Origin of the sequence: Tenacibaculum sp. 190130A14a (genome assembly GCF_964048965.1) — a bacterium.
GTDB classification, from domain to species: Bacteria; Bacteroidota; Bacteroidia; order Flavobacteriales; family Flavobacteriaceae; genus Polaribacter; species Polaribacter polynesiense.
This window is the reverse complement of the sequence record NZ_OZ040189.1, coordinates 2,208,153-2,229,368: the sequence shown is the minus strand read 5'-3', so window position 1 is coordinate 2,229,368 and position 21,216 is coordinate 2,208,153. Positions and strand designations below refer to the sequence as shown.

20 protein-coding genes are annotated in these 21,216 nt (G+C 32.1%); 11 read left to right on the top strand and 9 right to left on the bottom strand.

Annotation, left to right across the window (positions count from 1 at the left end; all coding sequences use genetic code 11):
• The first annotated feature begins 99 nt into the window (after positions 1-99).
• Together ABNT22_RS10615 and ABNT22_RS10610 are read left to right on the top strand one after the other, a co-directional pair.
• Positions 100-2,295: a RecQ family ATP-dependent DNA helicase gene (locus ABNT22_RS10615; protein ID WP_348717613.1), complete on the top strand. Its 2,196-nt coding sequence runs from the start codon at positions 100-102 to the stop codon at positions 2,293-2,295.
• A gap of 2 nt (positions 2,296-2,297) precedes the next feature.
• Positions 2,298-2,891 carry a YdeI/OmpD-associated family protein gene (locus ABNT22_RS10610; RefSeq protein ID WP_348716834.1) on the top strand — a complete coding sequence of 198 codons (594 nt, stop codon included), beginning with the start codon at positions 2,298-2,300 and terminating at the stop codon, positions 2,889-2,891.
• Here the strand turns inward: ABNT22_RS10610 and ABNT22_RS10605 are convergent.
• The 5 genes from ABNT22_RS10605 to ABNT22_RS10585 all read right to left on the bottom strand — a co-directional run bounded on the left by ABNT22_RS10605 (position 2,888) and on the right by ABNT22_RS10585 (position 7,856).
• Complete coding sequence (locus tag ABNT22_RS10605) at positions 2,888-3,259, bottom strand: DUF4258 domain-containing protein (RefSeq protein WP_348716835.1); 372 nt, start codon at positions 3,257-3,259, stop codon at positions 2,888-2,890. The genes ABNT22_RS10610 and ABNT22_RS10605 overlap by 4 nt on opposite strands.
• Before the next feature lie 125 nt (positions 3,260-3,384).
• Complete coding sequence (locus ABNT22_RS10600; RefSeq protein ID WP_348716836.1) at positions 3,385-4,098, bottom strand: DUF6733 family protein; 714 nt, start codon at positions 4,096-4,098, stop codon at positions 3,385-3,387.
• 11 nt (positions 4,099-4,109) lie between these two features.
• Positions 4,110-4,880, bottom strand: coding sequence for an enoyl-CoA hydratase-related protein (locus ABNT22_RS10595; RefSeq protein ID WP_348716837.1), 771 nt, complete (start codon positions 4,878-4,880; stop codon positions 4,110-4,112).
• A gap of 24 nt (positions 4,881-4,904) precedes the next feature.
• Complete coding sequence (locus ABNT22_RS10590; RefSeq protein ID WP_348716839.1) at positions 4,905-6,218, bottom strand: hypothetical protein; 1,314 nt, start codon at positions 6,216-6,218, stop codon at positions 4,905-4,907.
• 6 nt (positions 6,219-6,224) lie between these two features.
• A complete protein-coding gene (locus ABNT22_RS10585) occupies positions 6,225-7,856 on the bottom strand; it encodes an AMP-binding protein (protein WP_348716841.1) in 1,632 nt (543 codons plus the stop codon).
• Positions 7,857-8,014: 158 nt separating this feature from the next.
• On the opposite strand from ABNT22_RS10585, the gene ABNT22_RS10580 reads away from it, so the two are divergent.
• Together ABNT22_RS10580 and ABNT22_RS10575 are read left to right on the top strand one after the other, a co-directional pair.
• Positions 8,015-8,764 (top strand): response regulator transcription factor, encoded by a 750-nt coding sequence (locus ABNT22_RS10580; RefSeq protein WP_348716843.1) that lies wholly within the window; start codon positions 8,015-8,017, stop codon positions 8,762-8,764.
• Positions 8,727-10,241: a HAMP domain-containing sensor histidine kinase gene (locus ABNT22_RS10575; RefSeq protein ID WP_348716845.1), complete on the top strand. Its 1,515-nt coding sequence runs from the start codon at positions 8,727-8,729 to the stop codon at positions 10,239-10,241. Before ABNT22_RS10580 ends, ABNT22_RS10575 begins: the two co-directional genes overlap by 38 nt.
• Here ABNT22_RS10575 and ABNT22_RS10570 read toward each other — a convergent pair.
• From ABNT22_RS10570 to ABNT22_RS10555, 4 genes are read right to left on the bottom strand one after another with little or no spacing between them, the layout of a single operon-like run.
• Positions 10,230-11,426, bottom strand: a complete 1,197-nt coding sequence (locus ABNT22_RS10570; RefSeq protein ID WP_348716847.1) for an alanine dehydrogenase — start codon at positions 11,424-11,426, stop codon at positions 10,230-10,232. The two genes, ABNT22_RS10575 and ABNT22_RS10570, sit on opposite strands and share 12 nt — an antisense overlap.
• A gap of 4 nt (positions 11,427-11,430) precedes the next feature.
• Positions 11,431-11,844 (bottom strand): tRNA (adenosine(37)-N6)-threonylcarbamoyltransferase complex ATPase subunit type 1 TsaE, encoded by a 414-nt coding sequence (tsaE, locus tag ABNT22_RS10565; RefSeq protein ID WP_348716849.1) that lies wholly within the window; start codon positions 11,842-11,844, stop codon positions 11,431-11,433.
• A 40-nt stretch (positions 11,845-11,884) separates the two neighbouring features.
• On the bottom strand, positions 11,885-12,466 hold the full coding sequence (locus ABNT22_RS10560) for a DUF1287 domain-containing protein (RefSeq protein ID WP_348716851.1): 582 nt from the start codon (positions 12,464-12,466) through the stop codon (positions 11,885-11,887).
• Complete coding sequence (locus tag ABNT22_RS10555; protein WP_348716852.1) at positions 12,466-14,013, bottom strand: bifunctional response regulator/alkaline phosphatase family protein; 1,548 nt, start codon at positions 14,011-14,013, stop codon at positions 12,466-12,468. The genes ABNT22_RS10560 and ABNT22_RS10555 overlap by 1 nt, the downstream gene beginning before the upstream one ends.
• A 132-nt stretch (positions 14,014-14,145) precedes the next feature.
• Between ABNT22_RS10555 and ABNT22_RS10550 the strand changes: the two genes are divergently transcribed.
• The 7 genes from ABNT22_RS10550 to sucD all read left to right on the top strand — a co-directional run bounded on the left by ABNT22_RS10550 (position 14,146) and on the right by sucD (position 21,194).
• A complete protein-coding gene (locus ABNT22_RS10550; RefSeq protein WP_348721665.1) occupies positions 14,146-15,393 on the top strand; it encodes an HD domain-containing protein in 1,248 nt (415 codons plus the stop codon).
• Between the two features lie 58 nt (positions 15,394-15,451).
• Positions 15,452-16,492 (top strand): UDP-3-O-(3-hydroxymyristoyl)glucosamine N-acyltransferase, encoded by a 1,041-nt coding sequence (gene lpxD / locus ABNT22_RS10545; protein WP_348716856.1) that lies wholly within the window; start codon positions 15,452-15,454, stop codon positions 16,490-16,492.
• Positions 16,485-17,879, top strand: a complete 1,395-nt coding sequence (locus ABNT22_RS10540; RefSeq protein WP_348716858.1) for a bifunctional UDP-3-O-[3-hydroxymyristoyl] N-acetylglucosamine deacetylase/3-hydroxyacyl-ACP dehydratase — start codon at positions 16,485-16,487, stop codon at positions 17,877-17,879. The genes lpxD and ABNT22_RS10540 overlap by 8 nt, the downstream gene beginning before the upstream one ends.
• A gap of 5 nt (positions 17,880-17,884) precedes the next feature.
• Complete coding sequence (gene lpxA / locus ABNT22_RS10535; RefSeq protein ID WP_348716860.1) at positions 17,885-18,670, top strand: acyl-ACP--UDP-N-acetylglucosamine O-acyltransferase; 786 nt, start codon at positions 17,885-17,887, stop codon at positions 18,668-18,670.
• A 50-nt stretch (positions 18,671-18,720) separates the two neighbouring features.
• Positions 18,721-19,287, top strand: a complete 567-nt coding sequence (gene efp, locus ABNT22_RS10530; protein ID WP_348716862.1) for an elongation factor P — start codon at positions 18,721-18,723, stop codon at positions 19,285-19,287.
• A 35-nt stretch (positions 19,288-19,322) separates the two neighbouring features.
• The gene (locus ABNT22_RS10525) at positions 19,323-20,243 is read left to right on the top strand and encodes a UDP-3-O-(3-hydroxymyristoyl)glucosamine N-acyltransferase (RefSeq protein ID WP_348716864.1); all 921 of its coding nucleotides are present in this window, start codon (positions 19,323-19,325) and stop codon (positions 20,241-20,243) included.
• A 75-nt stretch (positions 20,244-20,318) separates the two neighbouring features.
• Positions 20,319-21,194: a succinate--CoA ligase subunit alpha gene (gene sucD / locus ABNT22_RS10520; RefSeq protein WP_348716866.1), complete on the top strand. Its 876-nt coding sequence runs from the start codon at positions 20,319-20,321 to the stop codon at positions 21,192-21,194.
• Positions 21,195-21,216: the final 22 nt, after the last annotated feature.

The following is a 21,216-nucleotide window of genomic DNA, read 5'->3' as shown; positions in this document are numbered from 1 at the left end:
TTTGGCTAGAACATGGTGTATAAAAAAAGAAACTTTTTCAAGTTATTATCAAAGGATTTTTTGTAACTTAGTTCGCATTTTTAATTTTTGAATTGAATGATGAATAAAGAGGAGACGGATTTATACGGTTCATTAAAGAAAATTTTTGGTTTTAATCAATTTAAAGGATTACAGGAAGGTGTAGTTAGTAGCATCTTGAATAACCAAAACACATTTGTAATTATGCCAACAGGAGGAGGTAAGTCATTATGTTACCAACTTCCTGCATTGATGAAAGAAGGTACTGCAATAGTTGTATCACCTTTAATTGCATTAATGAAAAACCAGGTAGATGCTATTAGAGGTATCTCTGAAAAGCATGGTATAGCCCACGTTTTGAACTCATCTTTGAACAAATCTGAAGTAAATCAGGTGATGAGTGACATTGAAAATGGTATTACTAAATTATTATATGTAGCCCCAGAATCCCTAATTAAAGAAGAGTATGTAGAGTTTTTAAGAAAACAAAAGATATCCTTTGTAGCAATCGATGAAGCTCACTGTATTTCAGAATGGGGACACGATTTTAGACCTGAGTATAGAAATCTAAGAAACATTATTAAGCAAATTGATAATGTACCTATTATTGGTCTTACAGCAACTGCTACAGAAAAGGTTCAAGAAGATATCTTAAAAACTTTAGGAATGACAGATGCTAAAGTTTTTAAAGCATCGTTTAATCGTGCCAATTTGTTTTATGAAGTACGACCTAAAACAAAAGAGGTAGAAAAAGATATTATTCGCTTTATTAAACAGCGTTTGGGTAAATCTGGAGTAATCTATTGTTTGAGTAGGAAGAAAGTTGAAGAAATTGCACAAGTACTTCAGGTAAACGGAATCAATGCTGTGCCTTACCATGCTGGTTTTGATGCTAAAACAAGAGCTAAACATCAAGATATGTTCTTAATGGAAGAATGCGATGTTGTGGTAGCAACAATTGCTTTCGGAATGGGAATTGATAAACCAGATGTACGTTTTGTAATTCACCATGACATTCCTAAAAGTTTAGAAAGTTATTACCAAGAAACAGGTAGAGCTGGAAGAGATGGAGGTGAAGGTCATTGTTTAACATTCTATTCATATAAGGATATAGAAAAGTTAGAAAAGTTCATGGCTAATAAGCCTGTTGCAGAACAAGAAGTAGGTCATGCATTGTTACAAGAGGTGGTAGGATATGCCGAAACTTCGATGAACCGTAGAAAGTATTTGCTACATTATTTTGGAGAAGAGTTTGATGAAATAAATGGAGATGGTGCTGATATGGATGATAATATGAGGAATCCAAAGAAAAAGCATGAAGCTCAAGATGAAGTAGTAAAACTTTTAGAGATTGTTGGTAAGACGAATGAGATGTATAAACCAAAAGAATTGGTGAATACGATTATTGGTAGAGAAAATGCATTGTTAAAATCTCATAAGACTACTGAACAACCTTTCTTTGGGGTAGGAAAAGATAAAGATGAGCATTATTGGATGGCATTATTACGTCAAGTATTGGTTGCCGGATATATTAGAAAGGAAATAGAACAGTATGGAGTCGTTAAACTAACGAAAGAAGGTAAAGCTTTTAAAGAAAGCCCGAGTTCGTTTATGATGACTGAAAATCATGTATACGCTACAGATGATGATGGTACTATTATTACAAATACCAAATCGGCTGGAGGAGTAGATGATAAGTTAGTTGGAATGCTGAAGGATTTACGTAAAAAAGTAGGACAGAAATTAGGAGTACCTCCATATGCAGTTTTTCAAGATCCTTCTATAGATGATATGGCCTTAAAATATCCAATCAATTTAGAAGAGTTATCCAAGGTCCATGGAGTAGGTGAAGGAAAAGCTAAGAAGTATGGTAAAGAATTTATTGCGCTTATTTCGGGTTATGTGGAAGAAAATGATATTATGCGACCTGATGACTTAATTGTAAAAAGTACAGGAATAAATTCAGGTTTAAAGCTTTATATCATTCAAAATACAGATAGAAAACTTCCATTAGAAGATATTGCAAGTTCTAAAGGTTTAGAAATGGGGGAGCTTATCAAGGAAATGGAGGCAATTGTGTTTTCAGGTACTAAATTGAACATAGATTATGCGATTGATGATGTTTTGGATGAAGATCAACAAGAAGAAATTCACGAGTATTTTATGGAATCCGATACCGATAAAATTCAGGATGCTTTAGATGAGTTTGATGGAGACTACGACGATGAAGAATTAAGATTAATGCGTATTAAATTTACAAGTGACGTTGCCAATTAATAATGAATAGTAAAGTAACACAATATATCGAAGATAAAGATAAATGGACGCAAGAGTTGACGCTCTTGCGTTCAGTATTATCTGAACTACCTTTTGAAGAAACTATAAAGTGGGGATCTCCAGTATATGTTTATAAAGGGAAGAATATTTTAGGAATGTCTGCTTTTAAACATTATTGTGGTTTATGGTTTTTCCAAGGACATTTCTTAAAAGATGAAGCTAATTTATTAATGAATGCTCAAGAAGGAAAAACAAAAGCTATGCGCCAGTGGCGTTTTGATGCCATAGATAAGATAGACGTTAACTTAGTAAAAGCATATGCTTTGGAGGCTATTGAAAATTCAGAAAAAGGATTGGAAATTAAACCACAAAGAAATAAAAAACCTTTAATGATACCTCCAGAATTAGGTATAAAACTAAATGAAGATTTACTTCTAAAGGAAAAGTTCAATCAATTCACTTTAAGCAAACAAAGAGAATTTGCAGACCACATAGCGAGCGCTAAAAGAGAAGCAACTAAAACCTCTCGGCTAGAGAAAATTATTCCAATGATTTTGAATGGTGTAGGTTTACACGATAAGTATAAAAACTGTTAGTGAACGTAGACTTTATCAATAGTAGCAGTAGAGTCGCATCGAATTACGTATAAATGGATCTTTTCTAATGTTCCTTTACCTGTCACATAGTATTCCGCACAAGGCTTTTGTCTAGGTTTACTTTTGCTAAAATCAACATCAGCATTTTTCAATAGAACAGAAATTGTTGCGGTATCAATTTGATTTGATTGCATAACAGCTTTAGCGTCTTTAGAAAATAGGCGTTTTTTGATACGTATAGTTTTTAAAGTACGTGCATCCATACCATAATCAAAAGAAACATCTTTTTGTTTCCAAAAATAAGCTACTCCTATAGAGCCTAGAGCTACTCCTATTAAATAATACCCAATACGTTTAAGTAATCGCATGATTTTGATTTTATGAATGCAAAAGTATTGATAAAAATGAAAACGAAGTAATCTTAAGTAAGATTACTTCGTAGAAACTACTAACATTTTGTAGTTAGTAGATATTCTCCCCCAAGAACATCTATTTAAAGAGGTATAAAGGCTTGTATTTTGTAAAATTCGTTTGCATTTACCTTGTCATTAGAAATATTTGGACCGGCTGCAAAACGAAACCAAATACCATTGTTTAAAGTAGCTTTGACATAGCCCCCTAAAAATTGATATAAGGTAACCGTATCACCTTGATCTACTCTTGTTTGCCCTAAGTGTTCGTAGAACCCTCCTAAGGAAAAGTGTTTATTAACTTTAAAACCTGGGATGACCCAGTTTAACATTAAATCTTGTGAATTACCTTCACCACGTAAACTTTTATAGTAAGCAGTATACGCTTCTAATTCAAAGTTTCCAGAATGATGTAATAAGAAGATACTTGGTATTATGCTCTCTGCAATTTTGGTGCCTGCCGATTGTGATAGTAGTTTTCCATGGCCAAACCCTAAACTAGGGTTGAAATACCATTTCTTATTTTTAGAAGTAAAGCCAAGTCCTATACCTGTTTCTAGGAATAAATCCTTTCCTTGATTTCCAAAAGATGGATTTACCCAGAAAACACTATAAAAAGTAAGTTTTTTGTCAGATTCAAGTTCATAAGATCCTAAAAAGACATTGTTAAACCCCGCGCCACTATTATGAATAGGCATAATAGCGAAGGTTGTTTTTGATTCTTTGTTCTCTTGTGAAAAGGAATGAAAAGAAGTGAATAATAGTGTGATTATAAATGTGAAATATATTTTTTTCATGATTTAAATTTTTAATTGAAGTTGTTAAATTGAGGTATTCTTTTTTCAATAAAAGCTTGCATACCTTCTTGTTGATCTGGAGTATTAAAAAGCGAGTGAAACAACTTTCTTTCAAATACAACTCCTGATTTAAGCCCTGTTTCTAAGGATTGATTGATAGTTTCTTTAGCTGTTTTTAAAGCAACTTTAGAATAGTTGGCAACTTTTTGTGCTTGATCTAGTACATGTTGCATAAAATCTTTTTGAGGGAAAATTTTTGAAACTAATCCTATTCTATTTGCTTCAATAGCTGAAACATCTCTACCCGTTAGAATGATATCCATTGCTTTAGATTTTCCAACTAATTTGGTTAATCTTTGAGTACCGCCGATACCAGGAATTACTCCGAGTTTTATTTCAGGTTGTCCAAAGACGGCATTTTCTGATGCATAAATGATATCTGACATCATTGCTAGCTCACAGCCTCCACCAAAGGCATAACCAGAAACAGCTGCAATAATTGGTGTTTTAAGTTTAGCTATTCTTTCCCAATGATTGAAATAATCTTCTTCAATCATTTGTGTTGCATTTTTACTAGCCATTTCTTTGATATCTGCACCTGCACAGAAAAAAGTATCATTACCAGTAATAATTATGCAACCTACAGAAGAATCAGCATCGTAGTTTTCCAGTCCAGTTAATAGCTCATACATTAGCTCTGAACTTAAAGCGTTTAAAGCTTTAGGTCGGTTTAATTGGGCAATAAGAACCCTGTCTATTTGTTTAAATAGTACATTCATCATTTTAATATTTAGTTTGATTTTACGTTAAGAATCCCAAATAGCTCCATAAGCTGGAATACCGAGATACTCCATATTATGTACTACTTTTTCAGTAAGTTTTTGATTTGATATACAGATTACAGCTTCGGCATTAAAATCTTTATAAGCTTTATAGGTAAGTTTTACCAAATCTGGTTTACCATTGGCATCAGTATCCCAAATTATAGCATTGGGTTGTACTGTTAAGATTTCATTTACTAATTCCTTACCGTATGTTTTTTCAGGATTTCTCGTAGCCCAAATAAGCAGTGAAGGAGTTTCATTTAAAAGTAAATGAGGTAAACATGGACCAATACCACTACCTGTAGCCACCCAAATAACACTATTAAAAAGTTTATCTACATTTCCAACTCCTGCTGTAGGAATACCTTTAACCCAAATCTTTTCTGGTGTGTCATTGATGAAATTGCCCGTCCAGTCTCCAGCTCTAGAAATCGTAAGTCTAAACCCATCCTTATCTGGAGCAGGTACATTCGCAAAAGAATGCCATTCTAATAAAGGATTTCTACTTAAAGCTGTTGATGAGCCTGCAAAGGGAGTAACTCCATAGTTAAAAGATGTAAGTGCTACATGATTAGAGGGCTTTACAATATCAATAGCTACCTTTTTTAAACGCAACCATGGTAGTATTACACTAATGGTTAATACAACTAGAATCCAAAAGTTAGCACTGCTAAATATGGTGTCTATTGAATGTTGAGCTTTTAAAAACAAAATCATTTGTACCCAGAATAGTATGAGAACTGTCCAGCCTCCCAATCTGTGCATTGCTTCAAATTGATTGTGGTTTTTGGCTCTCATTTTTGGTAACGCCGTAATTATAATGGCTATTAAAAGAACTAATATTATAGAAGTAACTATGATAATCGGTAAATCTACTCCGTCATACCCATTGATATAATAATGAAATAAACTAACTACAAAGAGAATATACCAAAGTGTTCCCATAGTTGAACTAGAACTATGTAAACCTCCAAAATGATATACTTTAGCACAAATTCGTCTTATAAATAAAGGCCAATGTTTTGGCGTACTTGTGGCAATTTTAAATAGTAAGTTAATTACATACTGTTGACGAATTAAAATAGCCAATGTAAAATTGTATAATATTACTTCAGCAATTTTATCAAGAGCAATGTAATCATAAGAAAACCAATTCCATGAAGTACCTGCTTTTATTAAAACAATACTATTTATAACGGTTATAAGAATGAATAATCTACGATAAGGTATCAACCAAGGGTGCTTTCCTAAACGATACCAAAAACTCTTTTTGGGAGGTAATTTAATTGTTTCCATAATTGCTTAGTTTAAAAAGTCCTTTAATTTTCTCTTGTCAATTTTACCTCTAGAAGTTTTGGGTAATTCTTTTAAGAATATAAATTCTGAAGGTAAATAGTAATAGGGAAGTTCTTTGGATATTGCATCTTTAATAGACTGCAAAAGAGGATGTTTTTCTTCTGTTGTGGAACTGATAAAAGAAACCAAATAGTTTTGATGTTTAATGGTAACAGCTCTTACAACTTCTGAAAATCGTTCTATAATTTTTGAAATAGCATCTAGTTCTACTCTAAAACCTTTTATTTTTACTTGATCATCAATACGTCCATAGTGAATAAGTTCTCCATTGGAGTTCCACTTACCTAAATCTCCTGTGTTAAACATTAGATTTCCATTGTTTAAAAATGGGTCATAGGCATACCGTATTTTGTTTAAATCATGGTTGTTTATATATCCTTTTGTAACACAATGTCCACCAGCCCACATAATACCAACTTCTCCAATTTTACAGGGTTCCTTGTTTTCATTTAAAATATAGACAGTGTTGTTTGGTGTTGGTTTTCCAATAGAAAGTTCTTTGTTCTTTAAATCACACTTTTTCATGGTATTTACGATAGTAGTTTCGGTGGGACCACATGAATTATAAAAGTTGGAGACTTTAGCCCATTGATTTGCCAATATTTCAGGGCAAGGTTCTCCAGCAACAGCTACTGTTTTTATATCCTTACATTTATGAATATCGATAGAAGTTAGTATAGTAGGTGTAGCGATAATTACATTGGCTTTTTGAGCTGTTTCTGCAATGTTTTTTCCTCTAATAAGTAATGTCCCTCCATTTCCAAGACAACCGAGTATTTCCCAGGCAGCCATGTCAAAAGATATATTTAATATTTGAGCAACTTTTGTTCCTGGCTTGATGTTTAGATTACCAGGAGAATTGTACAGAATATTGCATAGATTTTTATGAGATACTTGTACTCCGTTAGGTGTTCCAGTGGTTCCTGAAGTAAACAAAATAAAGCAGGTAGCCTCTGGAGAAGTACTTTTCTGACTAATGAGTCTCACATTACCATATAAGTTTCTATAGATTTCTTTCGCCAATTCAGTATCTATAAATACAGTCTCTTCGTTTTTTTCAAAAGCTGTTTCTAATTGATACTCAGCTAAAGAAAGGACGATAGAAGCTTTACTCAATTGATAAATTGTAGAGAGCATTGTTTTAGGAACTATTCTCGGGTCTTGTGGTATATAACTTGCTCCGAGTTTCAAACAAGCAATAATACCAATAACCATTTCTATCGATCTATGGGTATATAGGGCAACAGCGTCTCCACGTGTTATTCCTTTTTGTTTTAATATTAACGCTAATATCGTAGCTTCGTTGTCAAGACTTTTGTAAGTGAGTCTATTGTCTAAATGATTTATGGCAATATTATTTGGCGTTTTACGTACCCAATATTCAAAAGCATCTAAAATATTTTCATATTTCGGGGGAACTGAGGGGGCTATTCCAAAACTCACAAAAAGTTTCTGATCTTTTTGCGATAAATTTTGAATAGCATCGATGTTAATTACTGTACTTTTTGCATACAGTTCTAGATTGTTACTCTCAACTTGTGAATTGAGAGCTTCATCATTAAAAGCTATTTTCTTCATAATTAAAAAATTGAATTATTCATAAAATTTAGCTGCAGCTTTTTATAATGATGTAAAGAACTGAGGATAGTATCACAGAAATATCACAAAAAAATCATTTTTAAATCACAATATATTTTTTTAAGTTCGCCTTTAAGAACCCCGAAAATCTGTTAAAAATGAAAAATATTCTAATTGTAGAAGATGATATTGCTATTGCAAAATTGTTAGAATTTAACCTTAAAGATGTAAACTATAAAACCTCTATTTGTTCTAATGGAGAGGAGGGGCTAAGGCGTGCTCTTAAAGAAAGTTTTTCTCTAATTATATTAGACCTTACACTGCCTGTTTTAAATGGCATAGAAGTTTGTAAGGCTATTAGAAAAAAGAAAAATACTCCTATTTTAATGTTAACAGCTAGGAGTAATGAAATAGATAAAGTATTGGGGCTTGAAATAGGAGCGGATGATTATATGACGAAGCCTTTTAGTATCCGAGAATTATTAGCTAGAGTCAATGCTTTAATAAGAAGAAATTTAATTGTAAAAAATAAAGAATCTGAATATAATTTATATAACAACTTGTCATTTGAAGAACTTTCAATTGATGTAGAAAAAAGAAAAGTAACACTGAATGCTCAAAGAATAAACTTATCTCCCAAAGAATTTGAATTATTAGTGTTAATGGCTTCAACACCAGGAAAAGTATATAGTAGGGATTCTTTATTGGAAATCATATGGGGATATGATTTTGAGGGGTATAGACATACAGTTAATTCACATATTAATAGGTTGCGAAACAAAATTGAGTATAATTCTGATGATCCTAAATTTATACTAACTTCTTGGGGTGTTGGTTATAGATTTAACGAAGAATTAAAAAACCTTTCCCGTGACCTCAAACAAAACTATTTCAAACAAATTAATTAAAAAGTTAAGTGTATCCTTTTTATTCATCATACTAATCATTGGTGTTGTATACATATGTACAACATACTATTTAATTCAGCAATTTTATAGAGAAACATCACAACATTTGAATGCTAATGTGGCAAATCATTTGGTGGAAGAGAAATTTAGAAATGCATCTCCATATTTAGAAGATGGTAGTGTAAATAAAGCATTGTTTGATGATTTAATGCACGATATGATGGCTGTGAATAGAGCTATTGAAGTTTATCTACTAAATGAAGAAGGAGGAATAGTTTACTCTGTGGTTTTAGATCATTCAGATCCTAAAAGTCCTATGACTATGATTGATTTAAAACCTATTAAAAGGTTTATAAATAATAATCAAGATTATGTACTTGGAGATGATCCTAGGGATAGAAATGTAAAGAAAATATTTTCGGCAGCACATTTTAAAAAAAACGAACATTCAGGATATATTTATATTATTCTTGCCAGTGAAAAGTATCAGGAAGTTTGTAGTTTATTGTTTTCCGATTTCTTTGTGAATTTAGGAGTAACAACCTCTTTGATTACAATGTTATCCGCAATTTTATTAGGCTTGTTGAGTATTTGGTTTTTGACTAAAAGTTTACGCACCATCATTTATCATGTAAATAATTTTAAAGAAGGGGATTTAAAAAGTAGAATACCCGCTCCTGAAACATCAGATTTATCTGTACTGGCAATTACTTTTAATCAGATGGCAGAAACAATAGCAAATAATATAAAAGAGATAAATTCTGTAAATCAATTTAGAAAGGAGTTAATCGCAAATGTTTCCCATGATTTAAGATTGCCATTGACTGCTATTAAAGGGTATGTTGAAACTCTTAGATTAAAAGGAAGAGTAATGACTATTGATGATAAAAGCGAGTTTATGAATATTATTGAAACAAGTGCTGAGTATCTAGGAGGAATGATTAATCAGTTGTTTGATTATTCTAAATTGGATGCTAAAAATATTAAGATAAATAAAGAGTTGATTGATGTTACTGAGCTGTTGTTAGTGATTAAAAAACGTTATACAATAATTGCAAAGAGGAAGAGTATTTCTCTTGAATTGCATACTGCCAATCATATACCTACTGTAGTTGCCGATGTAACTTTAATAGAAAGAGGAATTCAAAATATTATAGATAATGCTCTTAAGTTTACTCCAGAAAAAGGCAAGATTATTTTAAGAGTTACGTATGACTACGATTTTGTTATTGTTCAAATTAAAGACTCGGGTATTGGGATTAGTCAATCAGATAAAGATGTCGTTTTTAATGAAAGTCAACAAAGAGAAATAGATTTTAATAAACAGGGAATGGGTTTAGGTCTTGCTATTGTTAAAAAAATTGCAGACTTACATCATACTAGTCTAAACATAAAAAATATTCCTAATGAGGGAACTCTTTTTGAGTTTTCATTACCTATTTACAAAGAGACTTCTTGTGTTATGTTATATAATTAGCAAGTTAATATCGCGATAAGGCAAATCAAACCAATCTGCAACTGTTTTATTTGTTAGAATTCCGTGATAAAAATACATACCGTTTCGTAAGCTTTTATCAAATCTAGCAGCATTTTCAAAACCTCCTTCTTCAGCAATATCTAATAAATAAGGAGTAAAAATATTACTAATAGAAACCGAAGCAGTACGAGCATATCTTGATGGAATATTCGGAACGCAATAATGAATTACTCCATGCTCTGTAAACGTTGGTTGACTATGTGTTGTTACTCGAGAAGTTTCGAAACAACCACCTCTATCAATACTTACATCAACAATAACTGCACCTTCTTTCATTTGTTCAATCATTCCTTCTGTAACAATAACTGGAGAACGATCTTTTCCTCTAATAGCACCAATAGCTACATCGCAACGCATTAATGCTTTTGCTAGCGTTTTAGGTTGAACAGTGGAAGTATAAATAGGTGCTTTAACACAAGCTTGAAGATTGCGGAGTTTTGTAATAGAATTGTCAAAGACTTTTACTCTAGCCCCTAGACCTGTAGCGGTTTTTGCTGCAAATTCACCTACAGTACCTGCACCTAAAATTACAACGTCTGCTGGAGGAACTCCTCCAATATTTCCAAGTAATAAACCATTTCCACCATTCGGAACAGTCATAAGTTCAGCAGCAATATGCATAGAGGCAATACCAGCTACTTCACTTAACGATTTTAAAATTGGGTAATAGCCATGCTCGTCTTTTATATAATCAAATGCAATAGCGGTAATTCTTTTTTTAGCTAATGCTTCGAAGTATTTTTTATTCTGAGTTTTAAGTTGTAATGCTGAAATTAACACAGCTTGCGGATTCATCATTTTAATTTCTTCTAATGATGGTGGTTCAACTTTTAAAACAATATTACACGCAAAAGCTTCCTTGACATCATAAGAAATTTTAGCACCTGCATCTGAATATTCCTTGTCACTATAATTTGCTCCATCTCCAGCGCCTGTTTCTACAACAATACGATGCCCATGTGCAACCAAAGCAGAAACAGCATCAGGGGTTAAACTAATTCTCTTTTCTTCAAAATGTGTTTCCTTGGGTAGCCCTATAAACAATTCACCTTTCTGCTTTTTAATTTCAAGCATTTCTGGTTGTGGCATTAACTGCTCTTTTGTAAAAGGTGAAATAGACCCCATATAATTAGTTGGTTTTTAGTTGAATATTGCGCTGACCGTTTTCTAAAAGAGTAATATTTACGTCAACAGCTTCTAAAGGTAGTAAATTTTTAACATTTCCGGGCCATTCAATAAGGCACCAATTGTTGCTATATAGATAGTCTTCAACACCCATATCATATGCTTCTTCTTCATTATCAATTCTATAAAAATCAAAATGATAAACAATTTCTCCATTGTTTGTGTGATACTCATTTACCAAAGAAAAAGTAGGGGAGTGGGTTACATCATCAATTCCTAAAACTTTACATATCTCTTTAATAAGTGTAGTTTTTCCTACGCCCATTTCACCATTAAACAATAGTATTTTATTAGTAGCAGTGGTAATTACTTCTTCTGCAACTTCTTGTAATTCATTTAAAGAATAATCTCTGTTCATAATCGCAAAAGTAATGAAGTGAACTATTATTTACTAAACTTTATTTGTTCTTATAAATATAATGCCCAATAATCTTATAATCAAACAGACAATCTTCTAATACTTGGCCATTTCCAATGTTATGAACAATCATATATCTTTTATAACTAGAAGGTGATTTTTGTGAAGACACAATTCCAATATGCGTAGTTGCACCTCCTAAATTCCAACAAACAATGTCTCCAGGTTTATAGTCTTCTGGATTCGAAGTTATTTTTTTAACAATTCCTTTTCGATTGAAAAATGTCATTAAATTAGGAACTCTTCTATGATCAATATTGGTGTCAGTTCGTTTCAAACCCCAAATTTTCGGATATAAAGAAAAGTTTTTCTTCATATCTTCATGTACTTCTTTTTGTAAATCAATTCCTAAGGTTCTATATGCACGAATAACTACATCGGTACAAACCCCCTTATTAGCTGGAACATCTCCATTCGGGTATTTGAAAGAAAAGTAACTCGGATCATAAGTAACTTGCTGCTTTGTTAATTCTAAAGCAGCAAGGCTCAGCTTGTTTGAATTTTGTTGCGCATAACTAGTAATGCCAATAAAAAAGATGATAAAAATCCAATTTCTTAGCATTACTTCGGATTGTAAATTGCACAAGGAATAATCATTTCTTCTAATGAAATACCTCCATGTTGATAGGTATTACGATAATATTTTACAAAATGGTTATAGTTATTTGGATAAGCAAAGAATAAGTCTTCTTTAGCGAAAATAAAAGGGCTATTAATGGTTATACTTGGTAAAAAGATATCTTTAGGATTCTTAACAGCATAAACATCTTTATCTTCATAAGATAAGCTTCTACCTGTTTTATAACGGAGGTTTGAACTAATATTCTTATCACCAATAACTTTTGTTGGGTTCTTTGAGTTTATAGTCCCATGATCTGTTGTTAAAATTAACTTTAATCCTAATTGTTGTGCTTTCTGAATCATTTCATATAGAGGTGAATTCTTAAACCAACTTACGGTTAAAGAACGATAGGCTTTATCATCTGCTGCTAATTCTTTAATTACTTCCATTTCAGTCTTAGCGTGGGAAAGCATGTCTACAAAATTATATACTACAACTGTAAGATCATTTTGTTTGATACCATTAAAGTTTTCAACTAAATCTTTTCCATTTTTAAGAGAAACAATTTTGTAATACTCGTGTTTTATTTGCAAGCTATGCCTTTTAATTTGAGCTTCTAGAAAGGCAGCTTCATGCAGATTTTTACCACCTTCATCGGTGTCGTTTTTCCATAAATCAGGGTGTCTTTTTTCCATTTCTGAAGGCATTAACCCAGAAAACATGGCGTTACGAGCATATTGAGTTGCTGTTGGTAGTATACTATAATAAGAATGTTCTTCTGATTTTTTATAGTAGTTGTTTAATAGAGGTTCTAAGACTTTGTATTGATCATATCTTAAGTTATCGATTACCAACCATAATACCCCTTGTTCTTTTGATAAATTAGGAAGTACATAGTCTTTAAAAAGAGTATGCGAAAAGGTTGGTTTATCATCACTGGTTAACCAATCTTCATAATTCTTTTTAATAAATTTAAAAAATTGGCTATTGGCCTCAGTTTTTTGAGATTCTAAAATCTCTAACATTCCAGTGTCATTAATGTTTTCAAGTTCCAATTCCCAGTGAACTAGTTTTTTATACATTTCAATCCAGTCTGTATAAGAATTAACCATGGCCAAATCCATGGCAATTTTTCTAAATTCTTGTTGGTAATTTAGGGTGGTTTTTTCTGAAACTAAACGTGAATGATCTAAGTTCTTTTTTAAACTTAATAATATTTGATTTGGGTTTACAGGCTTAATTAAATAATCGGCTATTTTAGAACCAATAGCTTCTTCCATAATATATTCTTCCTCACTTTTAGTAATCATCACTACAGGAAGATTTACGTTAATTTGTTTGATAGATGATAGGGTTTCTAAACCAGTAATACCTGGCATATTTTCATCTAAAAAAACAATGTCAAAATTTTCATTTTCAACTAATTCTATAGCATCGGTACCATTGGTACATGTAGTTACGTTATAATTTTTCTTTTCTAAAAATAAGATATGTGGCTTTAATAAATCAATTTCATCATCAACCCAAAGGATGTCTATGTTCTTCATGTTTTTTTATGGCTTGTTTCTTTACATAACGCTCAAATATGCGTTTGTTGTAAATTTAAAAGCTAAAAATACGTTAATAAAATTTAGCTTTAGCTTGCTTTTATTGATAATTTATAATTCTTTTGTTTGAAATTGAAGATACTAACTATTTTGAATACTCCTAAAACCAATAAGCTTAAAATACTTAATGATCCTGTTTACGGATTTATCTCTATTCCTAACTCTTTAATATTTGATGTTATTGAACATCCTTATTTTCAACGATTGAGAAGAGTTAGTCAAATGGGATTATCTAATTTGGTATATCCAGGAGCAAATCATACACGTTTTCATCATGCTTTGGGTTGTTTACATTTAATGCAAAAGGCAGTAAGCTCTTTAAGAAACAAAGGTGTTGAAATTTCAGAGGAAGAAGCAAATGCTCTCTATTTAGCAATTCTTTTACATGATATAGGTCATGGTGCTTTTTCTCATGCTTTGGAGCATAGTATTGTAAATGAAATTACTCATGAAGAAATTTCATTAAAGTTTATGAAAGCCCTTAACAAAGAGTTTAAAGGAGAGCTAACTTTAGCTATTGAAATATTTGAAGGAAAGTATCCAAGGAAGTTTTTTTATCAGTTAATTTCGAGTCAATTAGATATTGATAGACTTGATTATTTAAAGAGAGATAGTTTTTATACTGGAGTTACCGAAGGAAATATATCATCAGATAGGTTGATTAAAATGATGAATGTGGTAGATGATGAGTTGGTAATTGAACAAAAAGGAATCTATTCTGTCGAAAAATTCATCATTGCTAGAAGATTGATGTATTGGCAGGTGTATTTGCATAAAACAGGCTTGGTTGCTGAAAGTATTTTGGTAAATGTATTAAAGAGAGCCAAAGAACTAGCTCTAAAAGGAGAAAGTTTGTATGCTAGTAATGCATTTAGATATTTTCTATATAATGAAATTAGACCAGAAAACTTTACCAGCGAGACTTTGGAAACATTTTCTAAATTAGATGATTATGATGTGCTTTCTTCTATAAAGGAATGGACAAATCATTCTGACAAAATATTATCATCTTTGTCTAATATGATCATTAACAGGAAGTTGTTGCGAATTGAAATTCAAGATATGCCTTTTACTGAAACTTATTTCGATAAAATTAAATCAAAACTTGTTAAAAAGTTCAACTTAGGAAATGAAGAACTTAACTATTATATGTTGAGTTCTAAGGTTGAAAATCAGGCGTATAATACAAAACTTCCTATAAAAATATTGAATAAAAAAGGCAAATTAAAGGACATTGCAAAGGCTTCAGATCAGTTAAATTTACAGGCATTAACGAAACCAGTAATCAAATATTATTTATGCTACCCTAAAGAGATTTAGTGTATAACTTTATTCAATGAAGGGATTAATATTTAAAAAATAATTACTTTTGCATTTAATGAAATTTACCGCAAAACAAATAGCAGATATTTTAGAAGGAGAGATTGTAGGAAATCCTGATGTTGAAGTTAGCAAACTTTCTAAAATAGAGGAAGGTGAATTAGGTTCTTTAACCTTTTTATCAAACCCTAAGTACAATCAATATATATATGATACAAATGCATCGATTGCAATTGTAAATAAATCTTTTGAACCTGAAAAGGAAATTACTACAACCCTAATTAAAGTAGAAAATGCGTATAAATCATTTTCTAAATTATTAGAGTTTTATAACCAGGTAAAAAACAATAAATCAGGTAGAGAACATCCTCATTTCATTGCGGATTCAGCAAAGATTGGTTCAAATGAATATATTGGTGCATATGCTTACATTGGTGAAAATGTTGTTTTAGGAGAAAACGTAAAAGTTTATCCAAATTCATATATCGGTGATAATGTAACTGTTGGAGATAATACGGTGATTTTTGCAGGAGTAAAAGTATATTCAGAAACTATCATAGGTAAGGATTGTAAAATACATTCAGGAACTGTTATAGGATCTGATGGTTTTGGTTTTGCTCCAGATGAAAATGGAGAATACAAGGCAGTACCGCAAATAGGAAATGTTATTATTGAAGATAATGTTGACATAGGAGCCAATTCTACTATAGATAGGGCTACTTTAGGATCTACAGTAATAAGAAAAGGAGTTAAATTAGATAACCAAATTCAAATAGCACATAACGTTGAAATAGGTAAAAATACTGTTATAGCTTCTCAATCAGGGGTTGCAGGTTCTACAAAAGTAGGAGAAAACTGTATGATTGGAGGTCAAGTAGGTATTGTAGGACACATTAATATTGGTAATAATGTGAAAATTCAAGCACAATCGGGAATCGGAAGGAGTCTAAAAGATAATGATGTGGTTCAAGGTTCTCCAGCATTTGGATATTCAGATTATAGCAAGTCTTATGTGTACTTTAAAAATTTACCAAAGTTAGCGTCGACGGTGCATAAATTAGAAAAAGAATTTAATGCTCAAAATTTAAAAAATGAGTAACAAGCAAAAGACAATACAAAAAGAAATTACATTATCTGGTGTAGGGTTGCATACAGGTAATGAGGTTGTAATGACTTTTAAACCAGCACCAGTAAATCATGGCTTTGCGTTTAAAAGGGTAGACTTAGAGGGGCAACCAATAATTGAAGCAAAAGCAGAATATGTTACCACTACACAACGTGGAACTAATATGGAGAAAAATGGAGTTCAAATCCAAACTTCCGAACACGTTTTAGCTGCTGCTGTAGGATTAAATATTGATAATTTATTAATAGAAATTAATGCTTCTGAACCACCAATTATGGATGGTTCTTCAAAGTATTTTGTAAAGGCATTAGAAGAAGCAGGGATTGTAGAGCAAGAAGCAGATATTGAAGAGTATGTTGTTAAAGAAATAATTTCTTACAAAGATGAAGCTACTGGAAGTGAGATTATCTTAATGCCAGCAGATGAGTACCAAGTAACTACAATGGTTGATTTTGGAACTAAAATTTTGGGTACGCAAAACGCTACGTTAAATTCTATATCAGAATTTAAGGAGGAAATTTCTGCAGCAAGAACGTTTAGTTTTTTACATGAAATAGAAATGCTTTTAGAAAACGATCTTATCAAAGGAGGTGATCTAAATAATGCAATTGTATATGTAGATAAAGAGCTTTCAGATAGTACTGTAGAGAAACTTAAGAAGGCATTTAAGAAAGATAATGTTTCTATCAAACCAAACGGAATTTTAGATAATTTAGAGTTACACTGGGCAAATGAAGCAGCAAGACATAAGTTGTTAGATGTTATTGGTGATTTAGCCTTAGTAGGAACTAGAATTAGAGGTAAAATTATTGCAAATAAACCAGGACATTTGGTAAACACTCTTTTTGCAAAAAAGCTTGCCAAAATTATTAAGAAAGAAAAAAGGAATAATGTTCCTGTATATGATTTAAATGAAGCTCCTTTAATGGATATTCATAAGATCATGGACATTTTACCTCACAGACCACCGTTTTTATTAATAGATAGGATTATCGAATTATCTGATAAACACGTAGTAGGAATGAAAAATGTAACTATGAATGAGGATTTCTTCGTAGGACATTTCCCTGGTGCACCGGTAATGCCAGGAGTGTTACAGGTAGAAGCAATGGCACAATGTGGTGGAGTATTAGTATTAAGTACAGTTCCAGACCCTGAAAATTATTTAACTTATTTCATGAAAATGGATAACGTTAAGTTTAAACAAAAAGTATTACCAGGAGATACGTTAATATTTAAAAGTGAACTAATAACACCGATAAGGAGAGGTATTGCTCACATGCAAGCATATGCATATGCTAATGGAAAATTAGTTTGTGAAGCAGAATTAATGGCTCAAATATCTAAAGTAAAACAATAAAACTTATGAATCAACCACTTGCATATGTTCATCCACAGGCTAAAATTGCTAGAAATGTAGTGATAGAACCTTTTACAACAATACATGCTAATGTAGAAATTGGTTCAGGAACGTGGATTGGTTCTAATGTAACTATCATGGAAGGTGCTAGAATAGGGAAAAACTGTAGGATATTTCCAGGAGCAGTTATTTCAGCTATTCCTCAAGACTTAAAATACAATGATGAAGATACCACGGCAGAAATCGGTGATAATGTAACAATTAGAGAGTGTGTTACAATAAATCGTGGTACTTCCGATAGAATGAAAACTATTATTGGCGACAACTGTTTAATCATGGCATATTCACACATAGCACATGATTGTAGAGTTGGAAATAATTGTATTTTTTCAAATAATACCACCTTAGCAGGTCATGTAAACGTAGGAGATAATGTAGTGTTGGCAGGTATGGTAGCGGTGCATCAATTTGCTTCTGTTGGTAATCATGCATTTGTTACAGGAGGATCTTTAGTACGTAAAGATGTACCTCCATATGTAAAGGCAGCTAGAGAGCCATTATCATATGTTGGAATCAATTCAGTTGGGTTGAGAAGAAGAGGATTCACAACAGAAAAAATTAGAGAAATACAGGATATTTATAGAATATTATTCCAAAAAAACTATAATAATACACAAGCAATTGATATTATAGAGGCAGAGATGCAAGCAACTTCAGAAAGAGATGAAATTGTTCAGTTTATCAAAGACTCTCATAGAGGAATAATGAAAGGATATTTTAAATCAAATTAATTTTAAGTGCGTAAATAATACGCAATTAAACCTAAATAAACATTTTAAAGATGGCAACAACATCAGATATTAAAAAAGGATTATGTATTAAGTACAATCACGATATTTTTAAAATTATTGAATTTTTACACGTGAAGCCTGGAAAAGGACCAGCTTTTGTAAGAACTAAATTAAAAAGTGTAACTACTGGAAAAGTTATAGATAATACATTCTCTGCTGGACATAAAATAGAAGATGTACGAGTAGAAACTCATAAGTTTCAGTATTTATATGCAGAAGGAGATGATTTACATTTCATGAATACAGATGATTATAACCAAATTACTTTACAGAGAAAAGTGGTTGACGGATCTGAGTTTATGAAAGAAGGAGAGGTTGTTACAATTTTAATCAATACAGAAGATAGTTTACCTTTATCTGTTGAAATGCCATCGCATGTAATTTTAGAGGTAACTCATACCGAGCCAGGAGTAAAAGGAAATACAGCAACCAACGCTACAAAGCCAGCAACTGTTGAAACTGGAGCAAGAGTAAATGTACCTTTATTTATTAATGAAGGAGATAAGATTAAAATAGATACTGAGAAAGGAGCATATTCTGAACGTATCAAAGAATAAATTTGATTCCCGCTAATGCGGGATTTTTCTTTTATATGAAATTTAAAGAGCAACAAACATTAGCACAAATAGCTTCTCTATTGGAGGTAGAGTTTGTAGGAGATAAAGACTTTCCTATCACTGGAATTAATGAAATTCATGTGGTTGAAAAAGGAGATATTGTTTTTGTAGACCATCCTAAATATTACGATAAAGCCTTAAACTCTGCAGCAACAACTGTACTAATTAATAAAAAAGTTGATTGCCCTGAAGGAAAGTCATTACTTATTTCTGATGATCCTTTTCGTGATTTTAATAAATTAACAAAACACTTTAATCCTTTCATAGCTTCAAAAAGTAGTATAGCAGATTCTGCTATCATCGGAGCTGATACCATTGTACAACCCAATGTTTTTATTGGAGAGAATGTAATGATTGGTAAGAATTGTTTAATTCACCCAAACGTAACGATCAATAATAATTGTATAATTGGAGACAACGTTACCATACATGCCAATACAGTAATTGGAGGAGATGCTTTCTATTATAAAAATAGACCTGAAGGTTTTGATAAGTTGATTTCTGGTGGTAGAGTAGTGATTGAAAATAATGTTGATTTAGGAGCTTCGTGTACTATAGATAGAGGAGTTACAGGAGATACCACTATCGGAGCAGGATCTAAGATAGATAACCAAGTACATATCGGACATGATACCATGATCGGTAAAAAATGTTTGATCGCTGCTCAAACTGGTATTGCTGGTTGTACAGTCATTGAAGATGAAGTAACTATTTGGGGGCAAGTGGGAATTATCAGCGGATTAACTATAGAAAAAGGAACGGTATTGATGGCGCAAACAGGAGTGACGAAGTCTTTGAAAAAAGGAATTTACTTCGGTACACCACAGCGAGAATATCGTCAAACCTTGCGTGAAGTTATCTATTTAAAAAATGTAACAAATCCAGATAAAAAGTAACGTAAAATTAATTGTGAAAACTCAATTAAAAAGTTATTTTTGTCTGTCTTAAAAAAATAAGTAAAAAATAAACCAATGAGTGTTTTAGTAAATAAAGATTCGAAAATTATTGTACAAGGTTTTACTGGTAGTGAAGGTACTTTTCACGCTGGTCAAATGATCGACTACGGAACCAATGTTGTTGGAGGTGTAACTCCAGGAAAAGGAGGACAAGAGCATTTAGGAAAGCCTGTATTTAATACAGTAGCTGAAGCTGTAGAAAAGGCAGAAGCTGATACTTCAATTATTTTTGTACCACCAGCATTTGCTGCTGACGCAATTATGGAATCTGCAGAAGCAGGAATCAAGGTAATCATTTGTATTACAGAAGGAATTCCTGTAGCTGACATGACTAAGGTAAAGGCTTATATTGATGCTAAAGAAGATTGTACTTTAGTAGGACCTAACTGTCCAGGAGTAATTACTCCAGAAGAAGCTAAAGTTGGTATTATGCCAGGGTTTATCTTCAAAAAGGGTAGAGTAGGTATTGTATCTAAATCAGGTACTTTAACTTATGAAGCAGCTGACCAAGTTGTAAAACAAGGTTACGGAATTACTACTGCTATTGGTATTGGTGGAGATCCAATTATTGGAACAACTACTAAAGAGGCTGTAGAATTATTAATGAATGATGAAGAGACAGATGCAATCGTAATGATTGGAGAAATCGGAGGTCAATTAGAAGCTGAAGCTGCTCGTTGGATTAAAGCTGATGGTAATCGTAAGCCAGTTGTTGGATTTATTGCAGGACAAACTGCACCAGCTGGTAGAACAATGGGACACGCAGGTGCTATTGTAGGTGGAGCTGATGATACTGCACAAGCAAAAATGAAAATTTTAGCTGAAAACGGAATTCATGTAGTTGAGTCTCCTGCTAAGATTGGAGAAATGGTAGCTAAGGTTTTAGCATAATTGCTAAAATATTAATAAAAAA